The sequence below is a fragment of the Pseudomonas sp. PDM18 genome (assembly GCF_014852585.1).
In the GTDB taxonomy this organism is placed as follows: Bacteria; Pseudomonadota; Gammaproteobacteria; order Pseudomonadales; family Pseudomonadaceae; genus Pseudomonas.
The window spans coordinates 29,372-49,365 of record NZ_JACVBX010000022.1 but is presented as its reverse complement, the minus strand read 5'-3'; the positions used below and the strand labels follow the sequence as shown (position 1 = coordinate 49,365).

At 59.1% G+C, this 19,994-nt stretch carries 18 protein-coding genes and 1 tRNA gene; 11 read left to right on the top strand and 8 right to left on the bottom strand.

All coding sequences use genetic code 11. The features are described from left to right. Positions 1–309 precede the first annotated feature (309 nt). The 6 genes from IB274_RS28600 to IB274_RS28575 all read left to right on the top strand — a co-directional run bounded on the left by IB274_RS28600 (position 310) and on the right by IB274_RS28575 (position 5,533). Entirely contained in the window at positions 310–1,386 is a 1,077-nt protein-coding gene (locus tag IB274_RS28600; protein ID WP_192436153.1) for a DUF2157 domain-containing protein, read from the top strand. Further along, positions 1,383–2,216: a DUF4824 family protein gene (locus tag IB274_RS28595; RefSeq protein ID WP_081517594.1), complete on the top strand. Its 834-nt coding sequence runs from the start codon at positions 1,383–1,385 to the stop codon at positions 2,214–2,216. The genes IB274_RS28600 and IB274_RS28595 overlap by 4 nt, the downstream gene beginning before the upstream one ends. A gap of 98 nt (positions 2,217–2,314) precedes the next feature. Beyond that, positions 2,315–2,530 carry a cysteine-rich CWC family protein gene (locus tag IB274_RS28590; RefSeq protein ID WP_151189601.1) on the top strand — a complete coding sequence of 72 codons (216 nt, stop codon included), beginning with the start codon at positions 2,315–2,317 and terminating at the stop codon, positions 2,528–2,530. Next, positions 2,530–3,225 carry a pseudouridine synthase gene (locus IB274_RS28585; protein ID WP_192436152.1) on the top strand — a complete coding sequence of 232 codons (696 nt, stop codon included), beginning with the start codon at positions 2,530–2,532 and terminating at the stop codon, positions 3,223–3,225. Before IB274_RS28590 ends, IB274_RS28585 begins: the two co-directional genes overlap by 1 nt. Before the next feature lie 132 nt (positions 3,226–3,357). After that, on the top strand, positions 3,358–4,410 hold the full coding sequence (locus IB274_RS28580) for a L,D-transpeptidase (RefSeq protein WP_192436151.1): 1,053 nt from the start codon (positions 3,358–3,360) through the stop codon (positions 4,408–4,410). A 376-nt stretch (positions 4,411–4,786) separates the two neighbouring features. Next, a complete protein-coding gene (locus tag IB274_RS28575) occupies positions 4,787–5,533 on the top strand; it encodes a murein L,D-transpeptidase catalytic domain family protein (protein ID WP_192436150.1) in 747 nt (248 codons plus the stop codon). 69 nt (positions 5,534–5,602) lie between these two features. On the opposite strand, the gene IB274_RS28570 is transcribed toward IB274_RS28575, so the two are convergent. Together IB274_RS28570 and IB274_RS28565 are read right to left on the bottom strand one after the other, a co-directional pair. Then, a complete protein-coding gene (locus IB274_RS28570) occupies positions 5,603–8,476 on the bottom strand; it encodes an HD domain-containing phosphohydrolase (protein WP_192436149.1) in 2,874 nt (957 codons plus the stop codon). A gap of 3 nt (positions 8,477–8,479) precedes the next feature. Beyond that, the gene (locus tag IB274_RS28565; protein WP_192436148.1) at positions 8,480–9,313 is read right to left on the bottom strand and encodes a substrate-binding periplasmic protein; all 834 of its coding nucleotides are present in this window, start codon (positions 9,311–9,313) and stop codon (positions 8,480–8,482) included. 499 nt (positions 9,314–9,812) lie between these two features. On the opposite strand from IB274_RS28565, the gene IB274_RS28560 reads away from it, so the two are divergent. Next, the gene (locus IB274_RS28560) at positions 9,813–10,706 is read left to right on the top strand and encodes an alpha/beta fold hydrolase (protein WP_192436147.1); all 894 of its coding nucleotides are present in this window, start codon (positions 9,813–9,815) and stop codon (positions 10,704–10,706) included. A gap of 152 nt (positions 10,707–10,858) precedes the next feature. Then, positions 10,859–10,932, top strand: a tRNA-Gly gene (locus IB274_RS28555). An 88-nt stretch (positions 10,933–11,020) separates the two neighbouring features. Here IB274_RS28555 and IB274_RS28550 read toward each other — a convergent pair. From IB274_RS28550 to IB274_RS28525, 6 genes are all read right to left on the bottom strand, one after another. After that, positions 11,021–11,905, bottom strand: a complete 885-nt coding sequence (locus IB274_RS28550; RefSeq protein ID WP_192436146.1) for a TIGR02391 family protein — start codon at positions 11,903–11,905, stop codon at positions 11,021–11,023. 23 nt (positions 11,906–11,928) lie between these two features. Continuing rightward, positions 11,929–12,918, bottom strand: a complete 990-nt coding sequence (locus tag IB274_RS28545) for a tyrosine-type recombinase/integrase (RefSeq protein WP_192436145.1) — start codon at positions 12,916–12,918, stop codon at positions 11,929–11,931. Further along, positions 12,918–14,213, bottom strand: coding sequence for a hypothetical protein (locus IB274_RS28540; protein WP_017520619.1), 1,296 nt, complete (start codon positions 14,211–14,213; stop codon positions 12,918–12,920). The genes IB274_RS28545 and IB274_RS28540 overlap by 1 nt, the downstream gene beginning before the upstream one ends. 626 nt (positions 14,214–14,839) lie before the next feature. Further along, positions 14,840–15,229: a hypothetical protein gene (locus tag IB274_RS28535; RefSeq protein ID WP_023084898.1), complete on the bottom strand. Its 390-nt coding sequence runs from the start codon at positions 15,227–15,229 to the stop codon at positions 14,840–14,842. Then, on the bottom strand, positions 15,222–15,437 hold the full coding sequence (locus IB274_RS28530) for a hypothetical protein (RefSeq protein WP_023084897.1): 216 nt from the start codon (positions 15,435–15,437) through the stop codon (positions 15,222–15,224). Before IB274_RS28530 ends, IB274_RS28535 begins: the two co-directional genes overlap by 8 nt. A 22-nt stretch (positions 15,438–15,459) precedes the next feature. After that, a complete protein-coding gene (locus tag IB274_RS28525) occupies positions 15,460–15,675 on the bottom strand; it encodes a hypothetical protein (RefSeq protein ID WP_023084896.1) in 216 nt (71 codons plus the stop codon). Positions 15,676–16,264: 589 nt separating this feature from the next. Here IB274_RS28525 and IB274_RS28520 point away from each other — a divergent pair. The 3 genes from IB274_RS28520 (at position 16,265) to IB274_RS28510 (ending at position 19,449) form a co-directional block, all read left to right on the top strand. After that, complete coding sequence (locus IB274_RS28520; RefSeq protein WP_192436144.1) at positions 16,265–17,092, top strand: hypothetical protein; 828 nt, start codon at positions 16,265–16,267, stop codon at positions 17,090–17,092. Further along, positions 17,089–18,285 carry a hypothetical protein gene (locus IB274_RS28515; protein WP_126570102.1) on the top strand — a complete coding sequence of 399 codons (1,197 nt, stop codon included), beginning with the start codon at positions 17,089–17,091 and terminating at the stop codon, positions 18,283–18,285. The genes IB274_RS28520 and IB274_RS28515 overlap by 4 nt, the downstream gene beginning before the upstream one ends. Positions 18,286–18,516: 231 nt before the next feature. Beyond that, positions 18,517–19,449 carry a DUF4238 domain-containing protein gene (locus IB274_RS28510; protein WP_023084894.1) on the top strand — a complete coding sequence of 311 codons (933 nt, stop codon included), beginning with the start codon at positions 18,517–18,519 and terminating at the stop codon, positions 19,447–19,449. Positions 19,450–19,994 lie beyond the last annotated feature (545 nt).

Genomic DNA, 19,994 nt, shown 5'->3' with positions numbered 1-19,994 from the left:
GGGATTTCGTAGGGCGGATAACGCGCCAGCGTCATCCGCCGCGCAAGATCGGCGAAAGGCAGGCCGCAGGATGGCGTGGAGCGCAGCGATACCCATCAACCCCGTGCACCGGCAGCATGGGTATCGCTCCGCTCCACCCGTCCTACAGTGAGCACGCGCCCATCGGCGGTGGCTGGCCCCCCCTTGTAGGAGCGGGCCATGCCCGCGATGGCGTATGACGTCACGCGTCATACACACTGCGAAGCTGCCCATGGAACCCCGCCCCGCCGACAGCTAGAGTTCAAGCATCTCCCGCCGCAAGGACCGGTCATGCCCGACCTCAGCCACCAGCAGGCGCAGCACCGCGTCGACGATATCCTGGCCTTCGACCGCGAGCTGCGCCGCCTGCACGACGAAGGCGCCCTCGTCCTCGACACCACCCAGCGCGACCGCCTGCACGACCACCAGCAACGCCTGCTCGCCGACTACCGCACACGCTTCGACATCGACCGCGACAGCCAGGACCATCGCCTCTCCCTGGGCATGCGCATCGCCTCCTTCCTCGGCGCGCTGGCCCTGGCCGCTAGCCTGTTCTTCCTGTTCTACCAGTTCTGGGGCCTGTTCGCGGAAACCGCCCAGGTGCTCACCCTCATCGCCGCATCGCTGATCAGCCTGGTGCTGACATTCTTCCTGCAACGCCGCGACGCCTCCGGCTACTTCGCCAAGCTCGGCGCCATGCTGGCCTTCGCCGGCCTGGTGCTGAACGTCGTGATGGTCGGGCAGATCTTCAACATCACGCCCTCGGACAAGGCCCTGTTGCCCTGGGCCGCCTACGCCCTGCTGCTCGCCTACACCTGCAACACCCGCCTGCTGCTGGCCGCCGCGCTGATCTGCGTGATGGGCTACGTCGCCGCGCGGGTCGGCACCTGGAGCGGCGTCTACTGGCTGGATGTGGGCGAGCGCCCGGAGAACTTCTTCCCCGCCGCACTGCTGATCTTCCTCGTCCCCTCGTTCATCGCGCAGAACCGCTTCGACGGCTTCGCCGCGATCTACCGCGTATTCGGCCTGCTCGGTCTGTTCCTGCCCATGCTGGTGCTGGCCAACTGGGGCGGCGGCAGCTACCTGCCACTGGGCTTCGCCACGGTGGAGAACCTCTACCAGGTGCTCGGTTTCATTGCCTCGGCGCTGGTCATCTGGCAGGGCGCACGCCGCGAATGGCCGGAAGTGGTGAACACCGGGCTGACCTTCTTCGTGATCTTCCTCTACACCAAGTTCTTCGACTGGTGGTGGGAGGTGATGCCCAAGTACCTGTTCTTCCTCGTGCTGGGCCTGTGCGCCGTGCTGATCCTGCTGGTGCTGCGGCGCCTGCGCCGTGCCCATGGCCTGCTGGGAGGGACTTCGTCATGAACTGGACGCGCACCCATGCCCTGGTCGGCGGAGCCGGCCTGATCCTGCTGGTCAACGCCGTGGCCCTGGGCGGTGTCGCCTGGAACCGTTCGGCCGAGCCCGAGAGCAGACTGCCCCTCAGCCAGCGCGAGCTGATCCGCAACACCACCTGGCACAACGAGAACAGCGGCCTGAGCCTGCGGCTGCGCTGGCGGACTCCCACGCGCGATGAGGGCTCGCGGCACAATCGTGGCTGGCTGCCGGCCATCGACGCGCAGAAGATGGCGAAGCTGGGCTTCAACATGCCCGCGCAAGTGGATGACGACAGTGCCCAGCACTTCGGCCGCCAGCAATCGCGCGACGCCCTGCTGGTGCTGGAGCTGGCCGGCCCGCTGTACGAGCGCGAAGTACAGCTGACGCGCAAGCGCCTCGACGAGGCTCGCCAGGCCGCCGACGCCGCGCCGCAGAATGCGCGGCTGGCGGACGAGCGCGACTTCATCCGCCGCGAACTGGACAGCGAAGAGAAAACCGACACGCGCCTGCTGCTCAAGGACGTCGGCCTGGATCTCCAGGCCCTGCGCACCCAATACCCCGACCGCCAGCGCTACCTGATCATCCATGGCCGCGTGCGCCCCATTTCCAACTACTACCAGCACATCTGGACACTGGGCGGCACCGCCAATGGCATCGGCTCCGACAGCATCAACGTGCCCTACCAGTGGCGCGGGCGCCTGGACGAGATCACGGCGCAGCCCCACCGGACGTCGGACGGCCTGCCCCAGCCCTTCGTCGCCGAAGTGGCCTTCGGCCGGCGCCTGGAGCCCTGGATCGAGCGTATCGAAATCCCCTGACCGGCACCCGCCGCGCCGATCCGAATCCGCTTGCGCGATGCGGGTCGGCGCTGCACCCTGTGCGCCCGCCTCACCACCAGCCTCCGCCCTGACCGGCCATGAACGACGCCACTCCCGATCCCAGCCGCTGCCCGCTCTGCGGCCAGTCCAACCGCTGCACCCAGGCCGATCCGGCGCTGCAGGGCCAGGACTGCTGGTGCTTCAGCACGCCCATCGACCGTGCGGCGCTGGAGCGTATTCCGCCGGAGCTGGTCGACCGCGCCTGCCTGTGCCCGCGCTGCGCCGCCGGGCTGAAGGATGCCGGGAACGCCTGATGCGCCTGGACCGTTTCATTGCCAACCTGCCTCACCTGAACCGCCAGCAGGCCCGTCAGCTGCTTGCCGAGGGCCGCCTGCGCGTGGATGGTCAGGTGGTGCGCGATGCTCGCCACGAGGTGCGCGAGTTTTCCCGCGTGGAGCTGGACGACGACGTGCTGCAGGTCGGCAAGCCGGCACGCTACTTCATGCTGCACAAGCCCGCCGGCTGCGTCAGCGCCACCCGCGACGCCGAGCACCGCACCGTGCTCGACCTGCTGGACGAGCCGGACAAGCACGAGCTGCACATCGGCGGCCGCCTGGACTACAACACCACCGGCCTGCTGCTGATCACCAACGACGGGCAATGGTCGCGGCGCATGACGCTGCCGGGGCGCAAGCTGCCCAAGGTCTACTACGTCGAGACCGAAGACCCGATCGAGGAGCGCTACATCGCGACCTTCGAGCAGGGCCTGTACTTCGCCTTCGAAGACCTCACCACCCTGCCCGCCCAGCTGCAGATTCTCGACACCCATGCCGCGCGCCTGACCCTGCACGAAGGCCGCTACCACCAGGTCAAGCGCATGTTCGGCCACTTCCAGAACAAGGTGACCCGCCTGCACCGCGAAAGCATGGGCAGCCTGCAACTCGACCCGGCTCTGCAACCGGGCGAGTACCGCGCCCTGACGGCGCAGGAAATCGCCGAGCTGGGCTGAGCCGTTCCTCCGGGCTTCGCGATCCAGGTCACGTCCTGAAACACCCTGCGCAGACCGTTCGGCCCAGCGGTTTGCAGCCCGCCTCGCCGCTTGGCTAATCTCCCAGCCATGCCCGCGATCCAAGGAAAGGTAATGAAGAAACTGTCGGTTGCCCTGCTGATCGCCCTGAGCGCCAGCGTCGCCTTTGCCAATCCGGGCAAGCCCTCGCCGCTCTCGGACCTGCAGGCCGCGCTGAAGACGCTCAAGCCCGGCCAGTTCCTCTGGTACCCGGAAATCTCCCCGGCGGGCCCGGTCACCCTGGTGGTCAGCCTCACCGAGCAGCGCGCCTACGTGTACCGCAACGGCATCGCCATCGGCGTGGCCACGGTGAGCACCGGCAAGAAAGGCAAGGAAACCCCCACCGGCGTGTTCTCCATCCTGCAAAAGAAGGTCGAGTACCACTCCGACCTCTACAACAGCGCGCCCATGCCCTACATGCAGCGCCTGACCTGGGACGGCATCGCCCTGCACGCCGGCAACCTGCCCGGCTACCCCGCCTCCCACGGCTGCATCCGACTGCCCATGGCCTTTGCCAAGAAGCTCTACGAAGTCACCGGCTTCACCTCCACCACCGTGATCATCTCCGATGCCAAGAGCTCGCCGGTGGAGGTCTACCACCCCGGCCTGCTCGCACCCATCGTCAGTGATGGCCGCGCCGCCGGCCCGCATGATGACAGCGGCATGGTGGTGCCCTTCTGGAGCGACCCGGGGGCGGAAAAGGGCCCGGTCTCCGTGCTGGTCAGCCGCGCCGACCGTCGCCTCTATGTCTACCGCGGCGGCCTGCAGATCGGCACCGCGCCCGTCGCCTTCGAACACCCGGAAGAAAGGACTGGCATCGCCGCCTTCTCGCTCATGGAGAAACCCTCGCAGGCCGAGATCGACAGCCAGAGCCCGAATCTGCGCTGGACCAGCGTGCAGGTCAGCGATCCACAGCGCGGCCTGACGCCCGCGGAGCAACTGGGCAAGTTCAGCCTCGACCGCGAATTCCTGCGCAACCTGCTCGCCAGCATGGACGTGGGCAGCACCCTGGTAATCACCGACTTACCATCCACCCGCGATATGCGCAGCAACCCGGACTTCACCGTGATCACCACCAACGACCGCAAGGCCGAGCAGAAGCCGGTCAAGAACCAGAGCGTGCAGTAACCCGATGGACCGGAGCGACGCCTGGGTGCTACAGATTTCCCCTACAGGGCCTTCATCCTTCTACTGCACCGCCTCTGGCTCGCCCCCCGCAAACTGCCTGCACTCACCACCGGACAGACGGCGTCAAGCCAGCCGTGCAAGCAGCCGAAGAATCTCGAAACACAAAGAGTCAAGGCGCCTGTCCGGGGTGAGACTCCTGCGCCTGAGCGCAGGGAAATTCACCGCCTCGCGGCGATTTATCACGCTGGAAAGTTCGTAGTTGCCGACGGGCGGAACCATACTTGTTTAAAAAACAACCACATCACTGGTCAAAAATCGCGCACAATGCGGCGTTTCCCAGAAAAAACCATATCGATTCAACGGGAATGTTGTATTCATGCTGACTTTTTTGAAGTTACGGGGGTTCTTCCGGATTTCGCTCGCCAGTACCGCGCTTTTCGCGCTCGGTAGCTGGCAGGCTGCGTCCGCTGCCGCCCTTCCCTCCGCCGAGGAACTGCACCGCCTCGCGCCGGCAACCAATACCGAAACCCTGCGCTTGGCGCTCAGCGCACTGCAGTGCGCCAGCACCCAGTTGGGCGGCCAGAACAATCTGCTGACGGTGATCGATTACTCCAAGCCGTCCCGCGACAAGCGCCTCTGGGTCTTCGACCTGAAGCAGCGCAAGCTGCTCTTCGAGGAGTGGGTCGCCCATGGCAAGAAGAGTGGCGACGACATGGCCACCTCCTTCTCCAACCGCCCGGAGAGCAACCAGTCCTCCATCGGCCTCTACCAGACCGGCCAGACCTACAGCGGCAAGCACGGCCGCTCCCTGCGCCTGCTGGGCCTGGAGCCGGGCTTCAACGACAACAGCGAAGAGCGCGCCATCGTCATGCACGCCGCCGCCTACGCCGACCCCAAGGTCGTCTCCGGCCTCGGTCGCCTCGGCCGTAGCCTGGGTTGCCCGGCCGTACGCCCGCAGGTGGCACAGAAGCTGATCGACACGGTGAAGAACGGCAGCTACGTATTCGCCTACTACCCGCAGCAGCAGTACCTGAAGACCTCGCAGTTCCTCGCCGGACAAAGCTGCACTGTGGCCAAGAACCCGCAGATCAACCGCTACGCCACCAACCTCGCCAAGCGCTGATCTGAATCCGCAAATGCAAACCGCCGGCATCAAGCCGGCGGTTTGCATTTCAGGGGATCGCGGGGGCGCCTAGGCCTTCACTCCGTCGAGGATTTCCAGGATCGCGCGCACGTCCACCGCGTCCATCTGCTCGGGATTGAGGAAACGATCACCGTACTCCTTGTACACGCCCTGGCTGATGAACAGGCGGAAGAGGTCAGAGTCGATGTGCTGGTCGCGCGCCATGAAGGCGAGGATCTTCAGCGACTCGGAGAGTGTCTTCGGGGCCTTGTACGGGCGGTCGGCGGCGGTCAGCGCCTCGAAGATGTCGGCGATTGCCATCACCCGTTCCGGGATGCTCATCTGCTCGCGGGAGAGTTTGCGCGGATAGCCGGTGCCATCCATCTTCTCGTGATGGTTGGCCGCGATGGTCGGCACGCGGCGCAGGTTGCGCGGCAGCGGCAGGGTGGTGAGCATCATCAGGGTCTGCACGATGTGCTCATTGATCTTGAAGCGCTCCTCGTCGTTCAGCGTGCCGCGACGGATGCCCAGGTTGTACAGCTCGCCATAGTTACTGGCGTAGGGCGGCAGGCGCATGTCGAAGCCCCAGATATTGCGCGGGTCGTCCTTGGCCACCGGTGGTTTGCGCTCGCCCCACATCACGCGGTGCTCGGCCTTGTCGGCGAGGAGGCATTCCTCCGCCGGCAGCGGTTGTGGCGGCCGGCCCTGCAGGCGCTCGGCCTCGTCGTGGGAGATGCCCAGGCGATCGTCGAAATAGCGCATCCAGCGGCGCTCGCCGATCTGCTGGAGGCGTTCGATGTCCTCGTCCTTCATGAACTCGCCACCGACGTTGGCCTGAGCGACGAAGGCATAGTCGTCGCGCAGCGATTCATGCAGCGCATCGCGGCGGGCGGCGAGCAGGCCGATGTCGCTGCCCTCGGCGATGCCGCGCCAGTAGTCCAGCTCGATGTCGCGCCAGATCACCTCGAAGCGCGTGCGCACTTCATGCAGCCGGTTGTACAGGGTCTCCAGCTTGGTCGCCTTATCCACCACATACTCGGGGCTGGTGATCTTGCCGCAGTCGTGCAGCCAGGCGGCGATCTGGAATTCGTATCGTTCGGCGTCGCTCATGGTGAAGCCGGCATACTCGCCGTCGTGCGAGTCGATGACCTTCTGCAGCAGCAGGTCGGCCAGTTGCGGCACGCGCTCGCAGTGACCACCGGTGTAGGGACTCTTGGCGTCGATGGCGTCGGCCAGCAGCTTGATGATCGCGTCCAGCAGACGTTGCTGGGCCTCGATCAGTTGGCGTGTTTCGATGGCCACGGCGGCGGCGCCGGAGAGTTCTTCGACGAAGCGCTTGAACGGCTTGCGCGGCTGTCGACTGTGTACGCCTTCCTGGGCCAGTTGCAGGACGAGAATACCCAGCAGCTCATCCGAGCGGTTGCGCAGGGATACCTCCAGGTACTGCCCGCGATTGGCCAGCGCCAGGTCCACCCGCTCCGCCAGCTCAGCCTCGGTGAAACCTTCGATCAGCATGGATTGCGGGTACTGCTCGCCGTTTGCCGAGCAGGCCAGGCGCAGTCGGCACTCCTCGTCGTCCAGCAGGTAGACCGCCCCGCCCATCACGCCAGTGGCTTCGACCAGGCGCGAGAGCACGCCGTCGAGCATGCTCTCCAGGCGGGTCTCGCGGCTCAGGGTGAGGGTGATCGCCTGGAAGTTGTGGATGGTGCGCGACATGCTGCCCATCACGCTGCTCAGATCGCGGACCTCGGCAATCTTCGACTCCACACCCACCGGCCGGGCGAAGTCGAAGGCTGCCAGCGCACCGACCTGATCGGCCAGCGCGGTCAGCGGGCGGGCGATGCGCCGGCCGATGTACCAGCCGATCAGCAGCAACACCAGCAGCAGCGTGCCGCTCCACAGGGCCTGGTTGAACAACAGTTGCCGCGCACCGGCCAGCAGCTCGACGGCGGGAATCGCGATCAGCACCTTCACCTCGTTGCTGGTGAAGTTCGACAGCGGCACCCAGATGCCGTACCAATCCTCGCCGTTGACCCGGTAAGACTGGGCAGTACCGGAAGGCACCTTCTCGGAGTTGAGCTCGCTCAGTGCCGGCACCTTCAACTCGGCCAGCGTGGCCAGGCGCAATTCCTTGCCTTCGTGGATCATCAGCCTCGACAGGTCCGGATAGGCGATCACCGTGCCCTTGCCATCGACCACCGCCAGCTCGGTATTGGCGGTCTGGCGCAGATCGCCCATCTCGCCGCCCAGGTCATTGACCGAGGCATCCATGCCGATCACCGCAGCGCCGTCGACGCTGCGGTGCGCCAGGGTCAGGCCGATCTCGCGCGTGGTGAAGAACACATAAGGCTGGGTCAGCACCGTCTTGCTGGTGAGGCGCGCCTCGTTGTACCAGGGACGCTGACGGGGGTCATAGTTATAGTCGGGGCGCTCCTGCACGCGCAGCAAACGCAGCTCGCTGTCATAGAAGCGCCACTCGCCGAGCAGCCCGCCCTGGCCGTTGAGAGTCTGGCTCTGCACCAGGTACTTGGCTGCGTCCGGCGCCTGCAAGGTCTGCCTCACCTCCGGCACACGCAGCGCGCGGATCAGAAGAAACTCACCGTTCGGATAACCGATGTACACCGCACTCAAGGTGCGATTGGCGCGCAGGTTCTCCACCAGCATCGGCAGGCGATCGAGGCGCGCCGGCAGGTTGTCGGTCTGCGAGATGGGGTCGTGGGTCAGCAGGCGCAGCGCGCTTTCCGCCGGATCGATCAAGCGGCGAATCCGTTCGTTGATGGTCGCGCCCAGTTGGCTGGCCGATTCCCCGGCAGCCGTCACCAATGCCCCTTCCACACCGCGGTATCCCTGGATCAGCAACGCGCCCGCCAGCACCAGCATGCTGGCAATGATGGCTCCGGCCACCAGCAGTTGCAGCGGAATACCCCGTTCGAATGCCTTCATCCTTTACCAGCCTCTGTCCGTGGAGCTGTAGCGATATCCGCTGTCGAGCAGTCCTTCCGCCACTTGCGGCGGTGCATTCTTACGCATGATCCGGGCCAGGGTTCCGTCCAGCCACAACGTCTCCAGCAGGCGCATCCACTCGGCACTTTGCGCCGGGGTGAAGCGCTTGCGCGAGAGCATCAGGTTGTGGGGTGTCGCCGGTCCGGGCATCACATCTATCACATGGAAGCGTTCGCGTTGACGACGATCGCTTACCGCCCCTTGAAGATTCATCTCATGGCCGATCACCCCCTCTACATCGCCATTGAGCAACGCGCTGAACCGGGTCGCGTCGTCCTTGTATTCCACTACCCGGCCTTCGGAACGGAGGATGCGCAGCATGCCGTCGATGAAGGCGCCGTGGCGGTATCCGGCGATCACCCCAAGGCGCGCGCCGGGCATGTCGTGGAAGGCGTCCAGGGTGTTCATCTCGCCCAGATCGTCGCGCACGATCAGCTTGTTGCGCATGTAGAGGTAAGGCAGCAAGTAGCTGTAAGCGCGGCGCTGCGGCGTAGCGACGCCACTGGTGCCCATCTGCAGGTCACCGCTTTCGAGCATGCGCCATATTTCGTCGCGCGGGCGGATGGACGTTTCGAACTGGCAGCCGGTGCGCCTGCCGAGTTCGGCGATCAGGTCCGGGTCGATGCCGACGTCGTCATGGAAGAACACCACGTTGCGGGTGTAGGCGACGGTGACCGGTTGTTCGCAGCCATAGCGATCCTCGGCCATGGCTTCCGCACACAGCCATGCGGCCGGAGCCAGAACCAGCAGTGGGACGAACTGTCGGTGAAGTGCCATGGAACCGCTCCGCACGCGGTATCGGCCTCAGGGGGAGCACGGCGAGATCGCTCGTCTTCGGCAGGGGGCGTTACAGCTATCACAAGAGTGTAATCCGGCTTATCCAAAGCGCCGGACAATCGCGCAGAGAAATGTCATTTCGTCGGATTTAGACAAAACGATGTGACTCAAGCGCTCAACGGCGGTTGCGGGTAACGAACCACCCTGCTTAACTCTGGCTCAAGCGTGACCGCCGAGTCACGCAGCGTAGCCAACAATGATTTTCGCGGCAGCCGTTCCCCCAGCCGCGCCTTCCACGCCTGATCAAAAGCCCGCATCCACACCTTCAACGTGTCGGACGGCTTGTCTTTTGATGTCATAACCAGTTGAAAACCAAGAGATTGTTAACTTTCGTCGAGTGACATGAAGCTGTCACGCCAAGACGCTTTCCTCTGCCTGGGTACTTTCTTCGCATCCGATCTTGGATGCGCACCATGACCTGCGTCTGGAGGAATACGACATGAGGCCGGAAACCGCCGTCGTCGAGATTCAGCAACATCGGGTACACACGGAGTTTCACGCCAACAGGGAAGCGCGCCAGACCATCATCCTGGTCAACGGCTCGCTGGCGACCACCGCCTCCTTCGCGCAAACGGTGAAATACCTGCAACCGCACTTCAACGTGGTGTGCTACGACCAGCCATACGCCGGCCGGTCCAAGGCCCACAACGACTGCCGCGAGTTCATCACCAAGGAATACGAAGCGCAGCTGCTGCTCGGCCTGATCGAGCATTACCGCGCCGACGTAGTGATGTCCTTCTCCTGGGGCGGCGTCGCCACCCTCCTGGCCCTGGCCGAACGCCCGGCGCGGATCCAGAAGGCAGTGATCAACTCCTTCTCGCCGATGCTCAACGCTTCGATGCTCGACTACCTGCACCGCGGCCTGGACTACCTCTCCGCCTGCGACCGCAGCAACATCGGCAACCTGGTCAACGACACCATCGGCCGCTACCTGCCGCAGTTGTTCAAGCGCTACAACTTCCGCCATGTCGCCGGCCTCGACGAGCACGAATACCAGCAGATGCACTTCCACATCTGCCAGGTGCTCAAGCTCAGCGCGGAGAGCTACATGGAGAAGTTCGCGGCCATCGACATCCCGCTGCTGTTCATGAACGGCGAGCTGGATATCTACACCACCCCGGCCGAGGCGAAGCTGTTCCAGCAGTTGATCCCTGACTGCGAGTTCCGCACCATCCGCAACGCCGGCCACTTCATCGATGTTGAGCACAAGAAGGCCTGGCAGGACACCCAGGACGCCCTCCTGACCTTCCTCCAGCCCCAGCGCCACCCGGTTCTGGCCAATCCCTACCTGCCCAGCAGCCAGGGCGTGCCCATCGCCGCCATGGTGGGCTGATGCAGCCAGCGCACACAGCCGGGGGCCGGCCCCTGCCCCTCCGCTCCCGGTTATTTTTTGCGCAGAATTCGTAGCAGAAGCGGCACAGCCCAAGCAGCTCGCCCGTCAAGGCTTCACTAAGCCCCGCCCTTCTGGTAAAAAGGCACCCCCAAGCGGGCGTCGTATAATGGCATTACCTGAGCTTCCCAAGCTCATGACGAGGGTTCGATTCCCTTCGCCCGCTCCAGAACACCCTGCAGAACCCCTGAAATGCCTAGCGTTTCGGGGGTTTTGCTTTTCCAGGGTGGGAAAAGGTGTCGAAAAAGTGTCGGACCTTACTGGTCTGGAACCGCCACGTCAGCCACGCGCTCGACGGCCATAGCCTCCAGCAGATAGAGCTGATTGATCAGCATGAACTCACGCGCAGCCTCACGCGGATTACTGATGATCTCACGATGGGCTCGCGGGTTTCTGTATGCGAGAAAAACTGCAACGAATAGCCCTGCTTTCCCTGCTTGCTCGCCGCCATCCTGGTCGTTCCAGTGCAAGAGCGACTTATCGCCTTCGAATGCCTTCTTAAAAAGATGCGAACCGCTCTTATCGAAGATTTGCGTTCTAGACCTAACGATGTCTTCCAGTCGCCGAAAAGCAGTGCTAATCGCAAAATCAGGGTTATCGAAAAAGCCTATCGCAAGCTCAACCAAACGCTCGTCAAGCAGCCCGATATTCAGAGTTGCTGGGAAACACCGTTGCACTTCCCTGGCATCACCCTCTCGAAACAGTGCGGGGTTTCGCTGAATGTAGTCGTAAAAGCGATTAGGTCGGATAGGTCTCGCCGCTTCCAGCTTTTCAATGTCCTTCGACGTCAAGCAGCCCGCTTCGGCTCTCTGCATTGTTGAGCTATCAATCTCAAACTCATCAATGTCAACGTTGTGAAGCTGCAATATCTTCAGAGCAGTTGATAACCCTCGCGGCCCCTCCCCTGAATATCCCGAAGTAAATCCAGGCTTAATGAGAACTTGCCGCGCAGGGAAAATGCTCAGTAAGAATGCGTGGCCACCGGTGCCATCAGAATGGAAGCAGGACAGCAACCAGGCTGACTCGATCCTCTCTCCAGCGTTGATGATATGAACCAAAGCATCTATGCAATCCTGAGTAATTCCGTCGCTCCCGTGATACTCAATTCCAGCAACCTTGCTTACGTCGACTGACTTTCGCATCTTCCTTCCCTGAAATACTCGATTCATCCCATGTGCAGAGCTGGACCAAATCTTATAGCGTCCTGCAAATGGTCGGGTGAGAGGTGAGCATACCGCATCGTCATCGATAGAGAGGCGTGCCCCAGAATGTGCTGCAACGTCACGATGTGCCCGCCGTTCATGATGAAGTGACTGGCGAACGTATGGCGCAACACGTGGCTGGCCTGCCCTCTCGGGAGCTTGATCGACGTGGACAGCAGCACGATGCGGAATACGCCAAGGCAATTGGTGAACGGCCCGTGGGTCTGCCAGTGTTGGCGAATCTCTTTGGCCAACCCTTCCGAGATCGGAACCGAGCGAACACGCTTCGACTTGGTATTGGCGAAGATCACCGTGTTGCCCTTCAAGCGATCCAGGGTAAGTGCCTGTGCTTCACCCCATCGAGCACCAGTTGCGAGGCAGATGCGAGCAACCATCTTCGGATGCGGCGACGTGGTTCGAGCATCGAGCGCGGCCAGCAGCTCAGATACCTGATGCTTGGTCAGGTATGACAGCGGCTTCTCCTGAAGCTTCAGAGGGCGCATGCGTCCAACGGGATTCTCGTAGTCAATGGTTCCAAGCTGTCGTAGCTCGTTGTACATGGACTTGAGGTAGCCAAGGCGGTTGTTGGCGTACTTGCCTGACATGCCTTTAGCGACCTGCAAGGAACGCACACGGGCCACTTTCGCCGGCTCCAGGGACACCGCCACTGGGTCACCCAAATCCTTCGCAATCAGCCGCAGAATCGCCACACAGCGCTTACCGTTCGCGAGAGTCTGGCCATGCAGCTCGTACCAGAGTTCCACCAGCTCGGAGAGCTTGCGGCGGTCCTTGGGCTTGATCGTCCAGCTCGGATTCTCAGAGCATTTCTGGCGAGCATTGGCCTCGAATTGCTGCGCTTCCATCTTGGTCTTGAACCGCTTTCGGAAACGCTTGCCCTTGATCGGCTCGACATCGACGAACCAACGGCCATCGGGGAGCTTGGTGATGCTCATCAGATGGCGTATCCACGCCTCAAGTAGCGATCATTGATCAAACCGCAGATATGCTTTTCGAGGTCGCGAGTGCTGTAGCCCTTGGCCGTGTAGTGGTCTTCGATCACATGCCAGAAGGGGAGCGTTCTCCCGACCTCAAGTGCCTTTTTTGAGGGGATGCGCTCCCGCGCAATCAGGCTGGCGAACTGGCCCAGGAACATCTCGCAGTTCTTGCCGGAGAAGCCCTGTGCGGTCTTGTAGTAGCGGCGATATTCGGTGCGCTCAATCAGCGGGTCAGCCTCTACTTGGACCTTGGTATCCAGGGTGATCAGCGACCAGAACGGGTCGTACCACTTCGGGTCTTTCAGCAGGAGGCGGAAGCTGTCGCAGGCATACTCCCACAGGCCTTGCAGGTGCGGGCATAGGCCGGCATAGGTACGGCAACCGATCACCTCACCCGAGGACAATTTGGAGCCTTCAGAGAACTGCTGGACTATCGAGTGATGGAAGCGGAACTCGATACGCCACACCGTTTCCTCCGGGTTGTAGGCGGGCTCCCCATCACCAAAGGGATCGCCATTCAGTGACGCCCATACGTTGCTCCAGTAATCGAGCTTGTCGGTGGCGCGTGCCTGGAGCGTTTTGTTGTAGATGCAGAGCTGCATGCCGTTGGCCGAGCCGAACATGAAGGTCTCACCACGCCCATACACCGAGGCGTTGCCGTGGAACTCGATACGGTCGATGCCGCTGATCTGCCGCACACGAGTCGAACGACAGCGCATGCGCTCCACGATGTCCGCGGACGGCGTCCAGCCCTGCACATCCAGCGCGAGATGCACGGCGCACTGGTTCGTTTCGCAGTGAGCGAGCACGGCGCTCGCCAGGTCATCGAGCATGCCTTGCAGGATCGCAGGATCGGCTCCGTCCAAGGCGTGTGGAGACACCTCGATCTTGAGGTGCGGCCCGATGTTCTCCAGCTTCACGTTGTGATTCTTGATCAGCAGGATCAGGCCCGTATCGGCGTTCTGCAGGCGGTACTGGTAGCCGGAGTCGCGCCCTACCCTGCCCTTGACCCATTGGTAGCCAGCGAACTCCACGATGTCTTCCGGCTCATCGAACAACGCCATCACTTCCAACCGGATCATGCCGTTGTACAACTGACGGACCGTATCGACGCCGCAGCGCAGCAGGCGCACACCGGACAGATCAGTGAACTTGGCCAGCTTGTCGTCGAAGAACAGGCGCCCCTCGGGCGACTCGTAAATTTCGCCAGCGGACTTAACCGTGACACGGACTTGATGCTTTGGCTTGGTCATTGAAGTGCTCCAAATAGCTACGTAATGAAACAGTGATCAGTGGGTTATCCGACGTGTTACAGGGGCGTCGGCCGCGCCTTCGGCCTACCGCTCGTGCCTTGCGCTCCCGGCCGGCGTCGCGGCCCACGCCCGTCTCATGCTCATCAGTAGGGAAACGCCACCGCAGGCGAGGAAGAACCCAGGGCCGAGAGCGCGCCCAGCAGGTAGGCCAGCGCCACCAGCACAAGGTCATAGGTCCAATCGGGTAGTTGCATCGCGCTGCCTCCATTACCTTTTCGCAGGCATGAGTTGGCCCGGCACGGATAAACGGGCGCGCTCGCCGGTTCATCTGCGCTATTGAGGTTTTGCAGTGGGATATGGGTATTGAATCAAACAGCCGGCAGCGCGACTAATCGTTTGATTTGATGGCTGAAAGCCCGTTCTAGACGCACTGGAACGAATAGTGACGAAACGACATTCGAGGTCACGAGCAGGCGTTCCGAGTCATCAAATTCATTGATGGCTGACGCCACCAACACACCAAGGGCGCTGCCCTTGTCATCCCGCTCTTGCCGCCGAGGGCTCGGGAGCGCGGGGCGGAGAAGCTGCCCCACACTCACCGGCCGAGGCTGATGAGGGGCAAGCGTTCAAGGGTTCGCTCCGCCCGTGCTTCCGTTCGCCGGAACGGTGGAGCTGTTCCGACGAGCCGGGAGCGCGGCCCTTGAGCGCGAGTCGTCAGGGTGGGTGACGCGGCCCAGTACGTTGCCGGAACCCTGCCGGTCGCGGTACCGCATCACCCGGATCGTGCGGATGTTTTCCCAGAACGCTTCATCCGCGAATGCTTTGTCTGTGCCGAGTTTGAGAGTGAGGAAGTGCGGACCGCCGCGCAGACCTTCCGCAGGCAGGACGACGCCGACAACGCGGACCCAACGCCAGATGGGCTCCGGTTCTTCGTCCCACACCATTTCCATCAGTACGGTCTGACCCAGGTAGCGCACTGCGCTCTGAGCATCCAGGGTGATGGGAGAGTTAGTCATCGCCGTAACCTCCTGCTCTGAAGATGGTTTTTCCGCGATCCATATCGTCGCGGAAACGGGCGAGGTTGATCATGCGGAAGCACCCCATTTGAATACTGGGGACTGTGCCGTCTTCTGCCCACTGGGCCGCTTCGTCATACGTCACGCCACACATCTCCGCGAAGAGGGTTATGCCGCACAGGTCCAGATTCCATTTGTCCTTGCTCACAGTCGTTCTCCCTTTCTGTCGTTCATGCCGTCCACTCCTGTTCCAGCAGCCAGGCGCGGAGCAATGCACTGTTCACCACGCGCAGCTTGCCGAGCTTCACCGAAGGCAGGATGCCCCGGTACACCCACGCCCGGGCGATGCCGTAGCTGATGCCGTTTCGGTCAGCCCACTTTTCGATGCGCTCCAAATCTTGCTGCGGCCCTACCAGGGCGCTGGGGTTCAGCTCTTCCAGTTCCATGCTTGTTCCGTCACTATTCATTCCAATGGCTAAACATATCCAGTGAAATAATTACACTGGAGTATTGCCACTATATTTTCCAGTGAAACTATTTCACAAGAGCCTTGTTAGATCTTTATGGAATCAATACAAAGCAGAGCTAGAACATTAATATCTAAAGCAGGCATGGATAGGCTGGTGAAGGAAAGCGAAATTGGTTTCCAACGCTGGCACAGCGTCCGCTTTAAAAGCGTCCGAATGAGCACTGAGGAACTAGAGGTGCTTCAAGCTCTGTTCCCAAGTTATCGGCTGTGGCTTATTTGTGGGGATATAGCCCCGGAGATAGGACAAACAAGTCCCGAATACGACGAAGCGAATTCAAAATTGACCGATCAGCATACGGGATAGCGATTACCAAAGAAGTAACTAGACGCTGGTTTGCCCGGCGAAAGGATCGGTAAAGGCGAAAGAGCAAAGGAAATTCAAATGGAGTTGATAAAAAGAGAAGGAAGAGTCTTGAGAGGCGATCTGACAAACCAAAAGATACCCAACCCACTCGGAATGTCATTATTATATATCAACACTCGCTACCCTCGGCGCAATCTAAATCATGAAAAATGAAAACAGCAAAATACTAGCAATAGTAATATTAGCATTACTACTGCCAATGGCATTCATGGCTGGAATGGTATTAGCAAACTCTCTTCAAACTGAACTCACGCTAACTGCTGACTCTATTTCATCGTGGATATCCGCCATTGCTACTGCCGCAATAGCTGTGCTTACCTTTATTCTTGCGAAAGAAACCTGGTACTTACGCGCCGCTCAGAATCAGCAGATCGCAGAGATGCAGCGAGAGAGCATAAGACCACACATAGACCTCTCTCTGACCCACAGTATTGTAGGCATACACTTCATCGAACTAAAAATAGCAAACTACGGGAGAGGGATTGCTAAAAACATAAAATTCAAAATAATAAACCAGCACAGAAACAATAACGAACCCACTAAAAATCCAATAATTAACAGCATCCTTGGACTTGGCGCAATCTCAAATGGAATTTCGCACCTAGGAATAGAACAGGTCTATAAAACTTTTGTTTTCAGCTTTCTAGACGTCCTCTCGGAAATTGGAGAAGAAGCAGTATTCTCCACGAAGTTCTCAATAGAAATAAGCTATACAGACATGCAAGACACCCCATACAAAGACATAATCTTAATTGACATGTCCTCATTCCGAGGTGTAATTGAAATCGGTGGCGGATCTCCCAATTACAAAATTGCGACTAACATTGAAAAGATTGCAAAATGGGTAGAGTCGTTAACGAGAGGGAACAATGGCCGTATAGATGTAAACTCCTTTACGGACGAGGATCGGCAACGTGAGCGCCAAACTCTGGAGGAGCACATATTCAAACAAAATGAGAAGAATCAGTGAAAATCGAATCAGAAAAATTCAACTCAATTAGAAAATCACTTATTAAACTCATACCAAAGCAGAAGGCATTCCTCCAAAGCCTCGAACTAATCTACTCATTCCAAGAAGGCAGCACCAATCAACACAAACACACACTATCTCACACAGATTCAGAAGGAAACAAAACAGAAATAATCACCATATCCACTAACACTCCTCACGTAGAACCGTACGCAATAGAGCTAGCCAGATACGCCTTCTTATACCTTGTCGCCGACTTATTAAGCTACAGAGATTTAGCCTCATACTTCCTACAATCTATATCAGCACTTTACAAGCACTTCAGCATAGAAGGAAAAGAAGACCATACAATTATAAAGTACAGCTCAATAAAATTCGATACAACAAGTGGGATTTTCGCTACGACCCTTAAGGAAAACTCCTTAATATTTTTTTCCGACGACTTCGACGTAGATAATTTTTCATACAAACCAGACCATATCGGAAACATAACTTATTTCTGCAAAACACACAAAACATCTTTTAATCGCTACAACTTAATTTCAGCCCTCTCAATCCCTCCAGCGTTCACCCACAGCGACTTCATTTACAAGAAGGCGCTTGGCGTTAAAAAAACATCAACCATTCTAAACATAATAGAAACTCTGAATCCCGGAGAAGACTCCACGCCCTACCTACTGAAAAAAAGACTAATTGAAACGCCATTAAGTGACGGATTAGCATTTGAGAGCATCTGCGAAGAAATTCTGGCCTATATTTTCTCCTCAGCCTATGACAACTTAAAACTACGTAAACAAGTCCCTACCCACCAAGGAGTTCGTCGCAGAGACTTCATAATAGATAATATCTCTCCCAAACACCCATGGTTAGCCGACCTTAGGAAAAGCGGCGTAAAATATATACTATTCGACGCCAAAAACTATGAGAAGCCCCTCGCCACCAATGACCTAGATACGTTTTTTAGTTATATCCAAGAGCAACCAAGATTTGGAAGTTTCGGGATAATAATCAGCCGAAAAGGAGTTAAAGAAAATGCAAAAACCCACATACTCTATAGAATGCTTAGCAAGCATGATGAGATAATTGTACTAGACGAGAATGATTTGATCAGACTTATTGACTTACTAGCAATAGGGCATGACCCAATTTCTTTGCTGTCAGAAAAGCTAAGCGAATTACATCTAAAATGCTGAGCACGGCCACTCCTACAAAGCAAGGATTTATCGCTCTTGGCACGTCTGCTACTGGCCGATTGCTGCTCCTACGGAGAAACGGCATTGACGGCTTAACGGATCCTTCCGAGAGGGGAAATAGCTGGAGTGGACGCTGAGCCGCGATTTCTAAAACTACGCGAAGCTGCCTAATATTCTGTCGTAGCTAGCTCGGTTGAGATTGGCTCAGGACACTCGCATCCAGGGGGTTGCATGACGGCAAGGCATCATCACTTTCTCTCGCAATGCTATCTCCGAGGCTTCACCAATAACGGGGGTAAGAAATCAAACCTTAGGGTCATAAACGTCGCGGATGGGACCCACTTCGAAACGAAGCCGAGGAATGTCGGCGGGATACGCGACTTCAACAGGATAGACGCTGAAGGCGTTGACCAGAACATCCTTGAAAAATCGCTAGCTGATTTTGAAGGAGAAGCCGCAACAGCGATAAAGGCCTTAGTCGAAGGGGAGGATTTCTCAGGAGAAAGGCGGGAAATCGTCCTACATCTCATCGGACTGCTTGCGGTGCGCTCACCGCAGCGGCGCGAGCAGATGCGTGCATTTCAAGCACAGATCATTGAGCAGATGATGGATCTCAGCTTGGACTCGAAAGAACGCTGGGATTCTCAAATCGAAGATTTGCGAGCGAGTGGGGGAAAAGTCCTCGATAGCGTCACTTACGAAGATGTAAAACGTTTCCATGAGAGCAAGGCATACACAATCCAAGTGGCGAGGGAGCATCACATTCGAATGGAAATGGGCATGCTCCAGACCATTGTCCCTCTGCTTTCGGCACGCAACTGGTCTCTGATTCGCTCCGATAATGACAGCGGCTCCTTCATTACTACTGATCGTCCGGTCGTACTGGAGTTTGAGGAGCCGGAAAAGATCCCCGCCTTCTACCGCAGGTCTCCGGGCTTTGGCTTAGACAAGACCTACCTCTACTTCCCCGTTTCGAAGCATGTCTCCCTCCTCGGGCAGTTTTCTGAGCGTCAAGCGGAGATGGGGGCGACACGAACTATTGTGGCCAGTCTCAACTCTGCAATGTTGGGGTCGGTTTACCGCCAGGTGTACGCGCCCGGCTTAGATTTCCCAGTGATGTCAGCCGATGGCAAAGTCATAAGCGGAAAGGCGTTGGTCAAGTAAGGAGCTTCGAGATCGTTTTCGTCGCACTGCCCACTCGTCCTCAGCTGGGCGGTTCTGCATGTAGTCGCGAATGGAGGTGGTGTACAGCGCTAGATTGCCGCCGTTGCCAGCGCAGGTGAACATGTCTGGAGTACTGGAGTAGAAGCGGCAACGCTCTATCCCCCACGCGGACACGATCCGAGACCACGATGCCGGTGTTCGCCAGCACGAATTCAAGCGTCTTCGGCACCGACATCTCGAAGTATTAGTCCGCATTCAGCGTCATGCTATGTACTATTCTGGGAATAGCGCGTGTCCGTTTCTGCCCGATTGCGGTCATCCGACACTTGTCGAAAATGTGTCGAAATCAATGGCACAGAAAGGCACGGAACGAGTCACCGAAGGGACGGAAGCAGTAGCATTGGCACACATAGCGATGCATCAAAGCACTGTTCTCAAGGGTTCGATTCCCTTCGCCCGCTCCAGAATCCCAAACATAAGCCCCCGGCAACCTGAATTGCCGGGGGCTTTTGTGTTTTTGGCGTCACCAAAGCGTGTCTTGTAAA